General features: G+C 40.3%; 15 protein-coding genes. 11 read left to right on the plus strand and 4 right to left on the minus strand.

The features are described from left to right. Window positions 1-19 precede the first annotated feature (19 nt). The 7 genes from AACW45_RS19205 (at window position 20) to purT (ending at window position 6,083) form a co-directional block, all read left to right on the plus strand. Window positions 20-868 (plus strand): prohibitin family protein, encoded by an 849-nt coding sequence (locus tag AACW45_RS19205; protein ID WP_190628556.1) that lies wholly within the window; start codon window positions 20-22, stop codon window positions 866-868. Between the two features lie 165 nt (window positions 869-1,033). Further along, entirely contained in the window at window positions 1,034-1,450 is a 417-nt protein-coding gene (locus AACW45_RS19210) for a DUF1824 family protein (protein WP_190538987.1), read from the plus strand. Between the two features lie 70 nt (window positions 1,451-1,520). Further along, entirely contained in the window at window positions 1,521-3,449 is a 1,929-nt protein-coding gene (locus tag AACW45_RS19215) for an ABC-F family ATP-binding cassette domain-containing protein (RefSeq protein ID WP_190628558.1), read from the plus strand. A 79-nt stretch (window positions 3,450-3,528) separates the two neighbouring features. Next, complete coding sequence (locus tag AACW45_RS19220; protein ID WP_190628560.1) at window positions 3,529-3,870, plus strand: type II toxin-antitoxin system RelE/ParE family toxin; 342 nt, start codon at window positions 3,529-3,531, stop codon at window positions 3,868-3,870. A gap of 4 nt (window positions 3,871-3,874) precedes the next feature. Further along, window positions 3,875-4,189 (plus strand): helix-turn-helix domain-containing protein, encoded by a 315-nt coding sequence (locus AACW45_RS19225; RefSeq protein ID WP_190628562.1) that lies wholly within the window; start codon window positions 3,875-3,877, stop codon window positions 4,187-4,189. A 199-nt stretch (window positions 4,190-4,388) separates the two neighbouring features. Then, window positions 4,389-4,886: a pentapeptide repeat-containing protein gene (locus AACW45_RS19230; protein WP_190628564.1), complete on the plus strand. Its 498-nt coding sequence runs from the start codon at window positions 4,389-4,391 to the stop codon at window positions 4,884-4,886. Between the two features lie 24 nt (window positions 4,887-4,910). Continuing rightward, window positions 4,911-6,083: a formate-dependent phosphoribosylglycinamide formyltransferase gene (gene purT / locus AACW45_RS19235; protein ID WP_190628566.1), complete on the plus strand. Its 1,173-nt coding sequence runs from the start codon at window positions 4,911-4,913 to the stop codon at window positions 6,081-6,083. A 112-nt stretch (window positions 6,084-6,195) separates the two neighbouring features. On the opposite strand, the gene AACW45_RS19240 is transcribed toward purT, so the two are convergent. Beyond that, complete coding sequence (locus AACW45_RS19240; protein ID WP_190628568.1) at window positions 6,196-6,567, minus strand: zinc ribbon domain-containing protein; 372 nt, start codon at window positions 6,565-6,567, stop codon at window positions 6,196-6,198. A gap of 209 nt (window positions 6,568-6,776) precedes the next feature. Here AACW45_RS19240 and AACW45_RS19245 point away from each other — a divergent pair, with 209 nt between their 5' ends. Then, window positions 6,777-7,100, plus strand: coding sequence for a hypothetical protein (locus AACW45_RS19245; protein WP_190628570.1), 324 nt, complete (start codon window positions 6,777-6,779; stop codon window positions 7,098-7,100). Window positions 7,101-7,244: 144 nt separating this feature from the next. On the opposite strand, the gene AACW45_RS19250 is transcribed toward AACW45_RS19245, so the two are convergent. After that, window positions 7,245-7,703, minus strand: coding sequence for a hypothetical protein (locus AACW45_RS19250; protein ID WP_190628573.1), 459 nt, complete (start codon window positions 7,701-7,703; stop codon window positions 7,245-7,247). A gap of 114 nt (window positions 7,704-7,817) precedes the next feature. Beyond that, window positions 7,818-10,820: a valine--tRNA ligase gene (locus AACW45_RS19255; RefSeq protein ID WP_190628581.1), complete on the minus strand. Its 3,003-nt coding sequence runs from the start codon at window positions 10,818-10,820 to the stop codon at window positions 7,818-7,820. Window positions 10,821-10,882: 62 nt separating this feature from the next. On the opposite strand from AACW45_RS19255, the gene AACW45_RS19260 reads away from it, so the two are divergent. The 3 genes from AACW45_RS19260 to AACW45_RS19270 all read left to right on the plus strand — a co-directional run bounded on the left by AACW45_RS19260 (window position 10,883) and on the right by AACW45_RS19270 (window position 13,912). Then, window positions 10,883-11,323, plus strand: a complete 441-nt coding sequence (locus AACW45_RS19260) for a GxxExxY protein (RefSeq protein ID WP_190628584.1) — start codon at window positions 10,883-10,885, stop codon at window positions 11,321-11,323. A gap of 42 nt (window positions 11,324-11,365) precedes the next feature. Continuing rightward, window positions 11,366-12,628: an MFS transporter gene (locus tag AACW45_RS19265; RefSeq protein ID WP_190628587.1), complete on the plus strand. Its 1,263-nt coding sequence runs from the start codon at window positions 11,366-11,368 to the stop codon at window positions 12,626-12,628. A 309-nt stretch (window positions 12,629-12,937) separates the two neighbouring features. After that, window positions 12,938-13,912, plus strand: coding sequence for an N-acetylglucosamine kinase (locus AACW45_RS19270; RefSeq protein ID WP_190628589.1), 975 nt, complete (start codon window positions 12,938-12,940; stop codon window positions 13,910-13,912). 309 nt (window positions 13,913-14,221) lie between these two features. On the opposite strand, the gene AACW45_RS19275 is transcribed toward AACW45_RS19270, so the two are convergent. After that, a complete protein-coding gene (locus AACW45_RS19275; protein ID WP_190628594.1) occupies window positions 14,222-15,724 on the minus strand; it encodes a cellulase family glycosylhydrolase in 1,503 nt (500 codons plus the stop codon). Window positions 15,725-15,755: the final 31 nt, after the last annotated feature.

Consider the following 15,755-nt stretch of genomic DNA (forward strand, 5'->3'; position numbering starts at 1 on the left):
ATCATAAGGAGATAACAATTTGAGAAATCAGCAATTTGCGAATTGGCAAACTACAATTTTAGGAGTGGTGTTAGCCATACTGGTGAGTATCAGTCTAAATTCCTTTATCATTATTAACCCAGGGCAAGCAGGAGTAATTAGTATCTTGGGTAAAGCTAAAGATGGAGCCTTACTGGAGGGTATCCACCTAAAACCGCCGTTTATCTCGGCAATTGATGTATACGATTTAACAGTACAAAAATTTGAAGTCCCCGCCGAGAGTTCTACTAAGGATTTGCAAAATTTATCGGCACGATTTGCCATTAACTTTCGTCTAGATCCTACCCAAGTAGTAGAGGTAAGAAGAAAACAAGGTACCCTAGAAAATATTGTCTCCAAAATTATTGCACCCCAAACCCAAGAAGCATTTAAAATTGCAGCTGCAAAAAGAACCGTAGAAGAGGCAATTACCAAACGTAGCGAATTGAAGGAAGACTTTGACAACGCCTTAGGCGATCGCTTAGATAAATATGGGATAATCGTACTGGATACTAGTGTAGTTGACTTGACTTTTTCCCCAGAATTTGCCAGAGCAGTGGAAGAAAAACAAATAGCTGAACAAAGGGCACAACGAGCAGTGTACATAGCGCGAGAAGCAGAACAAGAAGCACAAGCAGAAATTAATCGGGCTAAAGGTAAAGCAGAGGCGCAAAGGCTGTTGGCAGAAACCCTTAAAGCCCAAGGTGGGCAATTAGTGCTACAAAAAGAAGCGATAGAAGCTTGGAAAACTGGCGGTGCTAGAATGCCAAATGTTTTAGTTATGGGTAACGATGCAAAAAGCAGTGTACCTTTTATTTTTAACCTGGGTAATAATCAAAATCAGCCTTAAGTTTGTCAGTAGAGACGCGATGAATCGCGTCTGTATTCACAAATAGCATGGAGCATCAAACCAAAATAAAAATGACAAGCCAAAAGCAGTACATCCTCTTAGGATAGTAAACAATCTCAACCGCAAATTCTCAATCGTCATCCAGAACTCCAACCAACTACATTCATGTCAACTCCTAATCATCCCAATCTCACAGTTGAAGACGCTAGAAAGGTTCTCAATAAATTTACTTGTCTCGATATTGCTCCCATCCTCAAGCCATCAGAAAAAGCTTCCGTGAGGCGAGCTTTAATTTTGATCGCCAAACTTTCCGATTACCAAATTTTGGGTATTTGTGCTGATACCGCCGAAGCAGGTAAGCTAGCGATGAAAACCTATACCCACGCTTTAGGTTATGAAGTCCCCAGCAACTTACCCGACATTGAAGGGCCAGTTTATATTAAATTAAATGGTAAGAATGGCTTGTGTTATATCGATTCCTATTCCGGACATCATCGCGGCGTCTTAGTTTCTTGCCAATCTCACAATCCCGGAGGAATTAACGAAATGTATGGACATTTACCTCTGGATTTGTTTCTCTAAAATTTGCGCTTCTAGGTAGGGTAGATACCTTACCTAGAACATCAATTTTCAAGACCAATTACTAACTTTTATGAGCGTTATTACCCTACAATCAGTTAAAAAAGACTTTGGCATCAAAGAAATTCTCAAAGATGCCAACTTTAGTTTAGATGCAACTGATAAAGTTGGTTTAATTGGTACTAATGGTTCTGGTAAATCAACTTTATTAAAAATGATTGCGGGACTAGAAACAGTTGATAGCGGACAAATTTTAGTTAACTCTGGTTCTAAAGTTATCTATCTCCCCCAGCAGCCAGATTTAGACGAAAATCGCACAGTATTAGAGCAGATTTTTGCTGATAGTGGCGAACACATGGCTTTAGTGCGGGAATATGAAGAACTTTCTGATAAATTAGCTCATTATCCCGAAGATAGTCAGTTAATGTCTCGGCTTTCGGCGGTAATGCAAAAAATGGATGCAACTGGCTCATGGGAATTAGAAACCAATGCCAAAATTATCCTCACAAAATTAGGAATTTCTGACTTTGATACTGTAATTGGCACATTATCAGGAGGCTATAGAAAGCGGATTGCTTTAGCTACAGCTTTGCTATCCGAACCTGATGTTTTACTCATGGATGAGCCAACAAATCATCTGGATGCGCTTTCTGTGGAGTGGTTACAAAGTTATTTAAATCGTTATCGTGGTGCTTTATTTTTAATTACTCACGATCGCTATTTTTTAGATCGTGTCACCAATCGAATTATTGAAATTGACCGAGGTGATATTTACACCTACTCAGGTAACTATTCATATTACCTGGAAAAGAAAGCTTTAGCTGAAGAATCTGCTGTTAGCAGTCAACGCAAACACCAAGGCGTATTAAGGCGAGAATTAGAATGGCTTAAACGCGGCCCTAAAGCGCGGAGTACCAAACAAAAAGCGCGAATTGAGCGCATTCACGCCATGCGCCAAACTGAGTTTAAACAAGCTCAGGGTAAAGTAGATATTTCCACAGCTAGTAGGCGCATTGGTAAAAAAGTTATTGAGATAAATAACATTTCCAAAGCCTATAATGGACGCACCTTAATTAAAGATTTTACCTACGAATTTAGTCCCGAAGACCGCATTGGTATTATTGGTGGTAATGGTGCCGGAAAATCTACATTAATGGATATGATAACTGGCAGAGTGCAGCCAGATTCAGGTAATGTAGATATTGGCTCAACAATTCATATCGGTTATTTTGACCAACATTCCGAAGAATTGCTCACAGCTTTAAACGAAAATCAGCGCGTGATTGACTACATCAAAGAAGAAGGCGAATTTGTGCAAATAGCCGATGGAACAAAAATTACAGCTTCGCAAATGTTGGAGCGATTTTTATTTCCTGGTAATCAACAATATGCGCCAATTCATAAATTATCTGGTGGTGAAAAACGGCGATTATTTTTGTTGCGCGTCCTCATGAGCGTACCGAATGTCTTAATTTTAGACGAACCGACTAACGATTTAGATGTGCAAACATTAGCCGTACTCGAAGATTATTTAGAAGACTTTTCTGGTTCTGTAATTGTAGTTTCCCACGATCGCTATTTTTTAGACAGAACTGTAGATACGATTTTCGCCTTTGAAGAAGGTGGAATTATGCGTCAATATCCTGGTAATTACTCAGTTTACCTTGATTATAAAAAAGCTGAAGAAGCCGCACAGCAAGAAGCTGCGAATAAGGAAAAGTCTAACAAGGTAGAGGCGGAAAAACCTGCATCTAAACCGCAAGATTCCGAACCGAAAAAGCGACGCAGAATGTCAAATTGGGAAAGGAAAGAATTTGAACAGTTAGAAGGTAAAATTGCTCAGTTAGAGGATGAGAAATCCGAAGCTGAGAAAGCTTTATTAAATGTGTCACCGGGTAATTATAGCCAAGTACAAAAATTATACGAGCAGGTGGAAGCACTCAAGCAAGCAATTGATACGGCGACTGAGCGGTGGCTAGAATTAGCTGAGATGGATTCTTAAGTTATGAAAATTTTCTGCTAACTTAAACAAGTTTGTTTGCTGCAATCATTAAATATATCAAATTTGATATATTTTATAAATGGACGCAAGCGACAAACCTTTAGTCTGGTTACATGGCGAGATTAAAACTCCTCCCTTTAGCCAAGAAGCACGCATAGAAGCAGGAGTATTACTCAGGCGCTTACAGCAAGGTGAAAATCTGGGATTGCCACATTCAAGACCAATGCCTAGTATTGGAACTCATTGTCACGAACTGCGGATTCGGGATACAGGTAAAAATTGGCGAATTATTTATCGCGTTGATGACGATGCAATTTTAATTATTGAGGTCTTTAATAAAACAACTAGAACTACACCCAATAGCGTAATCGATAACAGCAAAAAAAGACTGAGCCAGTACGAGCAGGATATACAGGATTAATATTATGGATGAAGCTAAAAGAAAACGTTTAGAAGAAAAAGGCTGGAAAGTTGGAAATGTTTCCGAATTTTTGGAACTAACACAAGAAGAAGCTGCACTTATTGAGATTAAACTTGCACTTAGCCGTAATTTGAAAGAGCGACGACAAAAATTAATGACTCAAACAGAATTAGCCCAGAAATTGCACTCAAGCCAGCCTCGTATTGCTAAAGCTGAAAATTGTGACTCTTCTGTTTCCATTGAACTTTTGATTCGCGCAATGTTAGCGACAGGTGCAACCCCTCAAGAAATTGGCAAAGTTATTGCACAGGTAGGATAGTTTTAATTTTAGATAGATCGGCATGTTTACAGGGATCTCGATTATCCTGCAGATCGAGAAATTTAAAAACTACTTTCTTTGTTGGAAAATTCTGCGATCGCTTTTTGTTTTCTGTTTCACGAGGTGAGAATCCCAGCACAAACAATCGGCAGTATACTCAATGTATAAACATTAGATAATATTGCTCAACAATGGCATAATGCTCAATATCCCAACTCAAGAGTTACGCGATCGCGCTATTTATTTTTTAGAACAAACTCCACAACAAAGACTGGAAATTCTCCAGCAATTAGGTATATCTCGGTATAATTTTTTAATTCAAATCAAGCTCAATGCAGCGAATATCACCTGTATTAGCAGATTTTTAAATAATCCCAGCAGTCTGAAATTTCCTAATTTAAGCGGCGCAGATTTATCTGGTTTAAACTTAGAATCAGTTAATTTTATTCGTGGTAATTTATTAGAGGCAAACTTACAAGGTTGCAGTTTAGTCAATGCAGACCTGTTATTTGCCAATTTTACCAGAGCCGATTTACGAAATGCAAATTTAAGCGGCGCAACCTTAAATGAGACGATTTGGTTGAGTGCGCTTGTAGATGAATGTCAGTTTGGTAATGGTACGGGTTTAACCCCTCAGCAACGTAAAGATTTACAAATACGTGGCGCTAGGTTTATAACTTCGGCCGATGATAATTAAACGTAAAATAAGCAAAGCAGATTGATGAATAATTCGATTAAATTACCTAAAAAAATAATGCTATTGGGTGCGGGAGAATTAGGCAAGGAGTTTGTCATTGCTGCTCAACGCTTGGGTAATTATGTAATTGCTGTTGACCGCTATCCCAATGCACCAGCGATGCAAGTTGCTGACTGCTCGGAAGTGATTTCTATGCTCAGTGGTGATGATTTAGAAGCGATAGTCACTAAGCATGAACCAGATTTAATTATACCAGAAATTGAAGCAATTAGAACCGAAAAACTTTTAGAATTTGAGCAGCGAGGAATTACAGTTATTCCCACGGCAGCAGCTACAAATTACACCATGAATCGGGATAGAATACGCGATTTAGCCAATCAAGAATTAGCCATTAGAACAGCTAGATATGGTTATGCTAACTCCTTAGAAGAATTGAGCATTGCTGCTGATTTAATTGGCTTTCCAAATGTGTTGAAACCAGTGATGTCATCTTCAGGAAAAGGTCAGTCGGTAATCCAGAATAAAGATGAAGTAGAACAGGCTTGGAATTATGCGATCGCTAATTCTCGTGGCGATACTCAAAAGGTAATTGTCGAAGAATTTATTGACTTTGAAATTGAGATTACCTTATTGACAATTAAACAGTGGAATGCACCGACTATTTTCTGTTCTCCTATTGGTCATCGTCAAGAAAGAGGTGATTATCAAGAATCTTGGCAACCAGCAGGTATATCTGAAGAGAAAATATTAAAAGCTCAAGAAATTGCCACCAAAGTTACCGATGCTTTGGGTGGTGCGGGAATTTTTGGTGTAGAGTTTTTCATTACTAAAGATGAAGTAATTTTTTCTGAACTTTCTCCCAGACCTCATGATACGGGAATGGTAACTTTAATTTCTCAAAATCTCAATGAATTTGAACTACATTTAAGAGCAGTTTTAGGCTTACCAATTCCCAATATCACACAATTTGGACCTTCAGCTAGTGCGGTGATTTTAGCTTCTGAAAAATCAGATTCAATCGCCTATATAGGTGTTGCAGATGCTTTATCAGAAACAGATGTAGATATCCGCTTATTTGGTAAACCCACATCCCATCCCTATCGCCGTATGGGAGTAGCTTTAGCGAAAGGTGCGGATGTCCAACAAGCAAGAGAAAAAGCCACCAGCGCCGCCAGTAAAATTAAATTAGTTAGCTGATATAGTCTCTAGTTAAAAGTAGAGGACAAGGGAGACAAGGGAGACAAGGGGGACAAGGAGGAAAAATAACTATTGACTATTGACTATTGACTATTGACTATTGACTAAATCCTTAAGATGTAGAAAGCGCAATCAATAAACAAATAAACAGTAACCCGATTAATAATAGTAACGCTTGATTGCGTTGAATCCAAATTTTCACAGTTACACCGAAACTTTGATTAGGAAGTTGCGGTTGTGACTGTAATTTACTCTCCGCAATATTTTGGTAAAGGGTGCAATCTTTTGCGTGGGGACGTTGGGGAAAATTGCAAGTATCATCAGCATGATAAGTACAACTATCACAAAGATACTCATTACCAACAGCACGGTGCAAGGGAATACCCGGATGACCATAAGCTTTGAGAGTTACGCGACAATAAGGACAAGTAACCGCCTGATTATCTACGAGTTGATGACAGCGAGGACAAGATACAGTAGCCACAACTTCAGCGTCAACTAAGTAAACATTCTGATTGTAGCGATTTATGAGATAAAGTTTAGTAAGAATTTTTGCGTAAATGTATAGTTTTTCTACTACTCAATAATATAAAAAGCTTGGTCTAGTCTCTGATTATTAATAAGATTATTTCTCCGGATGAGTCAATATAAAAACCGAAGAAGATTTTATAATGAGTTTATCTGTGAAAATTTATGGAAATGCCCCAGCGCGTATCAATTCGCTACAAAGATGCGTCTTATAATACTAGTGAAATTCGTTTGAAAACTTTTAGGTTAGCTTTTCAATTGTGGGAAGAAGAAACTAAACCCAGAAAAACAGAGTTGTATGAATTTATCACATCTTGTTTAAAACAAATCGATCGTCAAGACCGATTTATGATTTCTCTATTATTTATAGAATTAGCAGATATGATCCGCGATTCGGCTTTAGAAAGGGGAATGAAAGAAGTATTAATCAAAACCTCTTTTCGAGAATTTGCTTGTGCGTTAGCAGATTTTGAAGAGAAGTCAAAATAAAATGTAGGTTGTTTGATTTGGTGAATATACAGCAGTCAAAATAGCAAGAAAAAATAAAAGCTGACAATTAGTCAAACTGGTTTGAATTTTAAATTATCTGGGAACGACTGCAATAATTTAATAATTTTTTATCATGTTTAAAAATTAGCTATCGCTATCTTTGTAGGGACATTCCACAAAATCGCATGGCTCCTTTTTATCTCGTTTCAAACTTTCTTCTAAAGCTTGAATTTGTTCGCGACGGGCTTCTAATTCTAAAGAACGTCTGGCTAAATCTTGATTTTGTAAAGTCAAGGTTTGTCGCCAATGTTCTGCTCTTTCTGCTTCTTGTTGTAAAAAATCTGGGCTAACACCTGTAGATAGGTAGGCTTGGACTAAATGTAGTACCCAGTTGGTAGCATCTTCTAATTTTTCGATGTCTCCGGTAGCGGAAAGTTCTACTAACACCAGCAATCTTTCGCTCATGGTGTTACCTTTACCTAAAAGAATGACCGCATCTTCTGGGATAATTGACCAAATATGCTCGGCTTCCTCTCGCGCTAATAAGCGCAATTGGTACTGTTTTAAAAATTCGTTTTTGTGTACTTGGGCTAAATATCGCATGGCTGTCGCTACTTTTCTTTAACTGCTTTGCAGAAAGCTTCAATGTCTTCCAATCTTCAGGATTTTCAAGAAGTAATGGGTAACTATGTTTAATTTACCCATTACTGCTTGCATTTATACTAAACCACGCAGGCGATCGCGTAAAATTTCCGCTTGTTTTTGCGCCTCTGCTAAAGCATCTCGCGCAGTTTGAACTACATCTTTTGGTGCTTTATCAACAAAGTTAGGGTTGCTTAATCTGCTAGTGAGAGATTGCGCTTCGGCTTCAGCTTTGCTGAGGCTTTTTTCTAGCTTGGCGCGCACTGCTTCAATATCCACTACACCCTTGAGGGGAATGACAACTTGGATTGTACCGACAACACCAGCAATGGAATTATCTGCTGATTCAGGCTGCGGTGTTGCTTGTGGCGCTTGTTCTGTTGTGGGTGGGAATAACTTTGTCCACAACTGTTTTCTCGCTGACGCTGAAAGTAAATAGCGACTAGCAAACCAAGCTGTGTAACCCAAACCGACAATTTCAAAGAAGGTTCCAAAGATAGGAACTTCATCAATTGCATAACCAACAGTGTAAGCCAACCGAGTAAACACAATCGCCACAATAATTAAGCCTATGGTTTTTAAACCCCTAACAGATTCTTTAGGAGTAACTGTAGCTTGATTAGACTTATCCGCAATGGTTAAAGTCTCCACCTTAGCCAAATCTTTAATATAGGCTTGTCCCAAAGTCAAGATTTGACGTTCTGTTGGGTTTTCACTTTGGAAGTTTACCGTGACTTTCGCCCCTGGCTTAATTTCGGCTTCGGCGCGTAAATTGCGAATAGTGCGGATAGTATCAATCAAAAGCTCAAACTGAGTCTCAATTTCTGGCGCTATCTGCTGCGTATTCAGTTGGGGATAGGTTTGTAAAGATATAGTTTGAGGGGTAGTTGCTGGTTGTTGGGTGAGAGTTTGCCAAATTTCCTCGGTAATATGAGGCATAAAAGGATGAAGCAGTTTTAAAATTCCTTCTAAAACATGAGCGAGGATTTGTTGTGCTACTCGTCGCGATGCGGGATTTGCATCTTTTTGCAGGCGAGATTTCACTAGTTCAATATACCAGTCGCAAAAGTCACCCCAAATAAATTCATACAATCCTTTTGCTGCTTCACCTAAACCATAATTATCGATGTAATTACTGGTTTGTTTAATTACTTGATGGTAGCGTGAAAGAATCCAGCGATCGCATAATTCGGTGGCGATGGGTTCACCTAATTGCTGCGGTGTTTGTCCGTCCAGATTCATCATCACAAACCGCGCCGCATTCCACAACTTATTGGCAAAGTTGCGGGAAGCTTCCACCGATGGCGATTCATCTTTTTTCCGGTCATATTCCAAGCGGATATCTTGACCTGCACCGACGACTTCCTTAACTAAGGTATAACGTAGGGCATCAGTGCCATATTTATCTATTAATAATAGGGGGTCAATGCCATTACCTTTGGTCTTAGACATTTTTTGACCTTTTTCATCCAAGACTAAGCCGTGGATGTAAACGTCTTTAAATGGCATTTGTCCGGTAAAATGACCCGCCATCATCGTCATTCTGGCTACCCAGAAAAAGATAATGTCAAAACCTGTAACTAAGGTAGTCGTAGGGTAATAAGTTGCTAAATCTTGGGTTTGTTGCGGCCAGCCTAATGTGGAAAACGGCCACAGTCCTGAAGAAAACCAAGTATCTAATACATCTGGGTCTTGCTCAATCTGGACATTTTCACCAAATTGTGCTTTGGCTTTTTCCCATGCCTCCTCGGCGTTTTTGGCAACGACAAAGGGAGTATTATCAGCGATTTGTCCGTTTGTTTCACTAACAGCATACCAAGCAGGGATTTGGTGACCCCACCACAATTGACGAGAAATACACCAATCTTTGAGCTTGACTAACCAATCGCGATAAACCTTAGTCCAGCGTTGGGGGACAAAATCGGGAGAATTTTTCTGGTCGATGAATTCCAGCGCCCGGTCAGCTAAGGGGCGAATTTTCACAAACCACTGAGTAGATAGTAAAGGTTCGATGGGGACTTTTCCGCGATCGCTATAAGGAACAGTATGCTTATAATCTTCTACTTTGACTAAAAAGCCATCTGCCTCTAGGCGGGCAATCACATTCTTTCGCGCGACAAAGCGGTCTTGTCCTTGAAACTCACCCGCATTTGCGTTGAGAGTACCATCTTTATTTAGGATATTAATAAACGGCAAATTGTGACGCTTACCCATTTCAAAATCGTTCGGGTCATGGGCGGGAGTCACCTTAACGCAACCAGTACCGAAAGTCGGATCGACAAATTCATCGCCAATAATCGGGATTTCCCGTTGTGTAATTGGCAGAGTTACCGTCTTGCCAATTAAATGCTTGTATCTCTCATCACTGGGGTTAACAGCCACCCCAGTATCGCCCAACATTGTTTCTGGTCGAGTCGTCCCTACTTCCACATAACCAGACCCATCGCTGAGGGGATAGCGGAAGTGCCAGAGATTACCATTTACCTCTTGGTTTTCTACTTCCACATCCGACACCGCCGACTGAGAAGCAGGACACCAGTTAACCAAATATTCACCGCGATAAATTAAGCCTTCCTCATACAGACGAGTAAACGCTTCCACCACAGCTTGCGATAAACCCTCATCCAGGGTAAATCTTTCCCGCGACCAGTCCACCGACACACCCAAGCGGCGCAGTTGATTGACAATAAATCCGCCGGATTCCGCCTTCCACTGTTTAGCGCGTTCTAAAAATTGTTCGCGTCCCAACTCGTAGCGAGTTTTACCCTCAGTTTTGAGTTGCTTTTCCAGCATGGTATGTACAGCGATGCTGGCGTGGTCGGTTCCGGGTAGCCATAAAGTGTTGCGTCCCTGCATCCGGTGGTAACGCACCAGCACATCAATTAACGCGCTTTCAAAGGCGTGTCCCATGTGCAAACTACCGGTGACGTTTGGTGGGGGGATGACAACACAGTAAGATTCGCCGCCGCGATTGGGGTCGGCTTTGTAAATTTGGTTTTCTTCCCAGAATTTTTGCCATTTGGCTTCTGTGGAGAACGGTTCGTACAGACTTGGGAGATTAGGTATAGTTGCGGTCATGCGGGGAAAACTACGTTTGGAAGGACTCTAATAAATTTTGCCACAGGGTTGGAGAGGGATTTATGGAAACGAACCGCGAAGACGCGAAGTACGCTAAGGAAGATGAAAGAAGAATGAAGCAATTGAGTGAAGATCTGGAGAGGTTAGCTTATAGGGTAATTGGGGCTGCAATTGAAGTACATCAGATATTAGGGCCTGGATTTTTGGAAGAGGTGTATCATAAAGCTCTTAGAGAGGAATTTCTTTTACGCAGGATACCCCATAAGTCTGAGCATCCAGTCAAAGTAGTTTATAAAGGTCGTCCGGTAGGTGAGGGAAGATTAGATTTTTTGGTTGCAGATTCTCTAGTTGTTGAATTGAAAGCAGTTCAAAATTTAACCCCTATTCACGAAGCTCAAGTTCTCTCCTACCTAAAAATGACTAAACACCGTTTAGCCCTGCTCATTAACTTTAACGTCCCATTGCTCAAAGACGGCATCAAACGTATTATCCTCTCTTCTTAATCCTCCTTCGCGCTCTTCGCGACTTCGCGGTTCGTTAATTCCATGAAAACCCGTTCCCCCTGGACATACATTCCCACCCTCTACTTCGCTGAAGGTGTCCCCAACGTTCTCATCAGCAGCGTTTCCGTCATCTTCTACAAAAAACTCGGCATCGACAACGACCAAATCACCGCTTGGACAAGCTTTCTCTACCTCCCCTGGGTACTAAAAATGTTTTGGGGGCCAATTGTCGATATTTACGCCACCAAAAGAACATGGATACTTGTCACCCAATTTGCCATGTTTTGCTGCTTAACGTTAGTCGCCTTATCCTTACAACTACCCAATTTCTTTTTCATCTCCTTAGCAGCCTTAACAGTCGGCGCATTTATTTCCGCCACCTATGATATAGCTACAGATGGCTATTATATGTTGGCATTAAGTCCCGAACAACAAGCCTTTTTTGTAGGTATTCGCTCGCTGTTTTATCGTATTGCTGTATTATTTGGTAGCGGCTTGTTAGTCATTTTAGCTGGGCGCTTAGAAACCACACTTAATAATATTCCTTTAAGTTGGGCGATCGCGATCGGTTTTTCCGCCGTAATTTTTGCGATTCTGTTTATTTTTCACCGCTTCGTTTTACCTTGGCCGGAATCAGATATTCCCAGGCAATCACAAGCCCAAGCTGAAAAAATACCTTTTTTAGATATTATCCAAACCTATTTTCGCCAAGAAAAAATATTAGCAATTTTAGCATTTATTTTACTTTACCGATTCGGTGAAGCCATGCTTGTCAAAATAGCCTCGTTATTTCTCCTAGACAAATTAGAGAAAGGCGGGTTGGCTATTTCCACCGAACAAGTTGGACTAATTTACGGAACCTTTGGCGTACTCTCTTTAATTATTGGCGGCATTTTAGGCGGAATGTTAATTTCCCGCTACGGCTTAAAAAAATGTCTGTTACCGATGGCTTTAGCTTTGAATTTACCGGACATATTTTATGTATATCTCGCCTATAATAAACCATCACTCACATTAGTTTATCCCCTTGTTTCCTTAGAACAATTTGGTTATGGACTAGGTTTTACAGCCTTTAGCGTATATTTAATGTATATCTGCCAAGGTGAATATAAAACCTCTCATTACGCCATATCTACTGGACTAATGGCTTTAGGTTTGATGTTACCGGGGGCAATTAGCGGTACAATTCAACAAGCAGTGGGATATCCATTATTTTTTATTTTGGTCTGTTTGCTGACGATTCCCGGAATGATTACTATCTTTTTCATTCCCTTACAAGAACCAGTCAAACCTCCCACCAGTTAAAAGAAAAAAGCGAGGCAGATATGACTTACGCACACTCTATAACTTCTTGGCGTTCTTGGCGTCTTGGCGGTTCATAAATCAAGGTTTTTGATAATTTTTACGTAAGTACTGGCATATAACAAAAATATATCTTGATACAGCATATTTTAGGTAAATGAGGTACGCGCTTCGGGGCATGGCAGTGCCAGTGCCCCTACAATCAACTATAATTTGTACCTTACCAACTAGCAATCTGCTGTAACTTCTGCCCTCTGCCCTCTGCCCTCTGCCTTTCTTCAAGCAATAAAATAGCGAATTTTGAATTTATCCATGAATTACGTTTTAGGAATTGATGGCGGCGGTAGCAAAACCGTTTGTGTTTTGATGGATGAAAATCGCCAAGTTGTGAGTCGGGGTGAAGCTGGCGCGTCTAATTATCAAAGTATCGGTATTGCTACAGCTAAACAATCAATTGAATTTGCTATCATGGCGGCGACAGATAAAGCCGTAAATATTACTAAGCCGATAACAATTAGTGCAATTTGTTTAGGTTTAGCTGGTGTAGGACGTAAAGAAGATATTGAAGTTATAAAAAGTGTAGTTAAAGACTTACAAAATAGTCAATTACTGCCAATAAACTGGACATTACCTACAACTAATATTTTGATTTGTCATGATGCTTTAATTGCGTTAGTTGGCGGTACTGGTAATAGCGTGGGAATTGTCACCGCCGCAGGTACAGGTTCGATAATTTTTGGACGCAATCATCAGAGAATAACTAAGCGCGTTGGTGGTTGGGGATATATTTTAGGTGATGAAGGTAGCGCTTATCGAATTGCGATCGCGGGCGTGCAAGCTGCATTAAAAGCTTACGATGGTAGCGGAATGCCTACTAGTTTGATAGATATTTTTAAAGTTTATCTCGAATTATCCAATTTAGAAAATTTAGTAGAGTTAATCTATCGCCGAGGCTGGGGTGTGACGGAAATCGCCGCTTTAGCAGAAATTGTTGATTTAGCTGCTGCTTTAGGCGATCGCGTCGCTAATCAAATCATTGATGATGCTGTACAATATTTAGTTGTCGCTACCTCTACAGTTATTGACAAACTTTTTAGCGATCGCCCAGTTTTAGAAGTAGTGACTACGGGAAGTGTGTGGACTGGTAAAGCGAAAATGCACCAGAGGTTTACAGCTTCTCTAAATCAGAATTTTCCCGAAGTAAAAGTGATATTTCCCAAGCATGAACCTGCTTATGGTGCAGGTTTATTGGCGTTGCAGAAGTTACAGCATATTTCAGGTAAATGAGTTGCACGCTTTGGGGCGAACGGTTGTTAACCCTTACAATCATCTTTACCTCACCGAGTTGCAATCTGCTGTGAGTAGGTAACAATTTTTAACGAACCACCCCAGGCTCAGAAGTGATCGCTTCCATTTGCGCTCTTGTTTGGCCATACTCTGATGATTGTCCTGACAACCTACGACGGCGACAAAGACATCTATCGGAAACTGGGAGCAAGCGCAAATGGCTATGCCTTAAATAATACACAGTCATACAGGCTAATGGCAGTGATGCGGGGGATTCACAACGGACAACAGTATATCCCCCTACGGTGATTATTTAACGGTAAATGTAGCGCTATCGCTTAGTTGAGAACTACCATTACTGTAATTTGCTGTTACCCACCATTCTGCGCTAGCTTGTGCAAAACGTACTCCAGGACTGACTTTACAAGTAGTACTGCTAGCACAATTAGCTTGTGTTGGGGTAAAGTCACGGTTAATTTTACCAGGAACATTAGGACTGCTATACTCGTTAACCCAAAGTTTGTAACTTGTAGCTCCTGGTGTTGCTTGCCAAGAAAAGACAGGTGGATTTGTTGTAATTTGACCTTTTGGCGAGATAAGTACTGGTTTTGTTGTACTCATAAGTTGCTTAAAAGCCTGACCTGAAGGTTTAATTTTACCGTTGATATCAAAAAGACCAAATCGACCTTCTCGGTCATTACGAGCGTATCTATCAACTAGTTGATACCAGCAAGCAACTGGAACATAACTCCAGTTATTAATTAACTCAACAGCTTTTCGCAAATGTTCGGCTTGACCATTCAGACCTGAACCATTCCATCCAATTTCAAGGTCAGGATTACTCGCTTTCCATCCTTCAGTACTGCTAAAACCAAACTCAGTAAACCAAATAGGTTTATTATCATTTTGATTTAGCATGGCTTGTCGTATTCTTTCGACACCAACCTTAAAGCACCAAAGCTTTGCTGACTCTACTCCGGTAGGGCATTCATCTGGCCCATAACTTCTACTGTATTTAGAATCTGTCTGACCCACAGGATAAGTGCCAGTGTAAGGATGAATAGAGAGTGCATCAAAATAACCTTTGATACCAGCCTTATACATTTCATTTACATAATCAACATCCCCAGATCCAATAGCACCAGCTAATACTACAGCATTACGGTCAACACTTTTAATCTTGTTATAGGATGCTTTAACAAGGTTTGCATACTGTGATGCACCCTGAAGATTGATAAATGAATTGTGGAAGTCGTTAATTGCTAGGGGACGAGAGCCAAGTGGTTTCCAATTTCCTTTAAGATTGGGTTCGTTCCATATTTCCCAAGCGTAAACCCGACTGCGATAACGTTGCACAAGTTTAGCGATCGCATTCGCATAGTCAGTGTATTTAATTGGTGGGTATAACAAGTAATCAGTGTACTTGGAGTCTTGACATCGTTTATTCGGTGCAGATGAAGCCCAACAAGGTGATTGTCCCAATTCAATAATCAGCTTTAGTCCTGCTTTTTCGGCAGCAGACACTTCTGCATCTAGTTCATCCCAGAACCATTGTGGAGTTACTCCTTGTTGCCCTTCCATTAAGTGCCAACTTACAGGCAAACGAACTACCTTTGCTCCTACTTGCTGAATCAAACTAATTCGCTCTGGTAAATTATGTATAGCCTGCTTGGCAATATTAAACTCATGCACTCCATAGAGTTTGCTACTACTTTGTTGAGCATTAGTAGGTTGGAACAATGTTATCTGCGACACAAAAAATATCAGTTGTGCAACAATAACTAGGATTAAAGTTGATATGAATTTTCGCATGAGAATTCCTTTCTATTTTTCTGGAACTAAT

This window comes from Calothrix sp. FACHB-168, assembly GCF_963889195.1.
In the GTDB taxonomy this organism is placed as follows: Bacteria; Cyanobacteriota; Cyanobacteriia; order Cyanobacteriales; family Nostocaceae; genus Aulosira; species Aulosira anomala_A.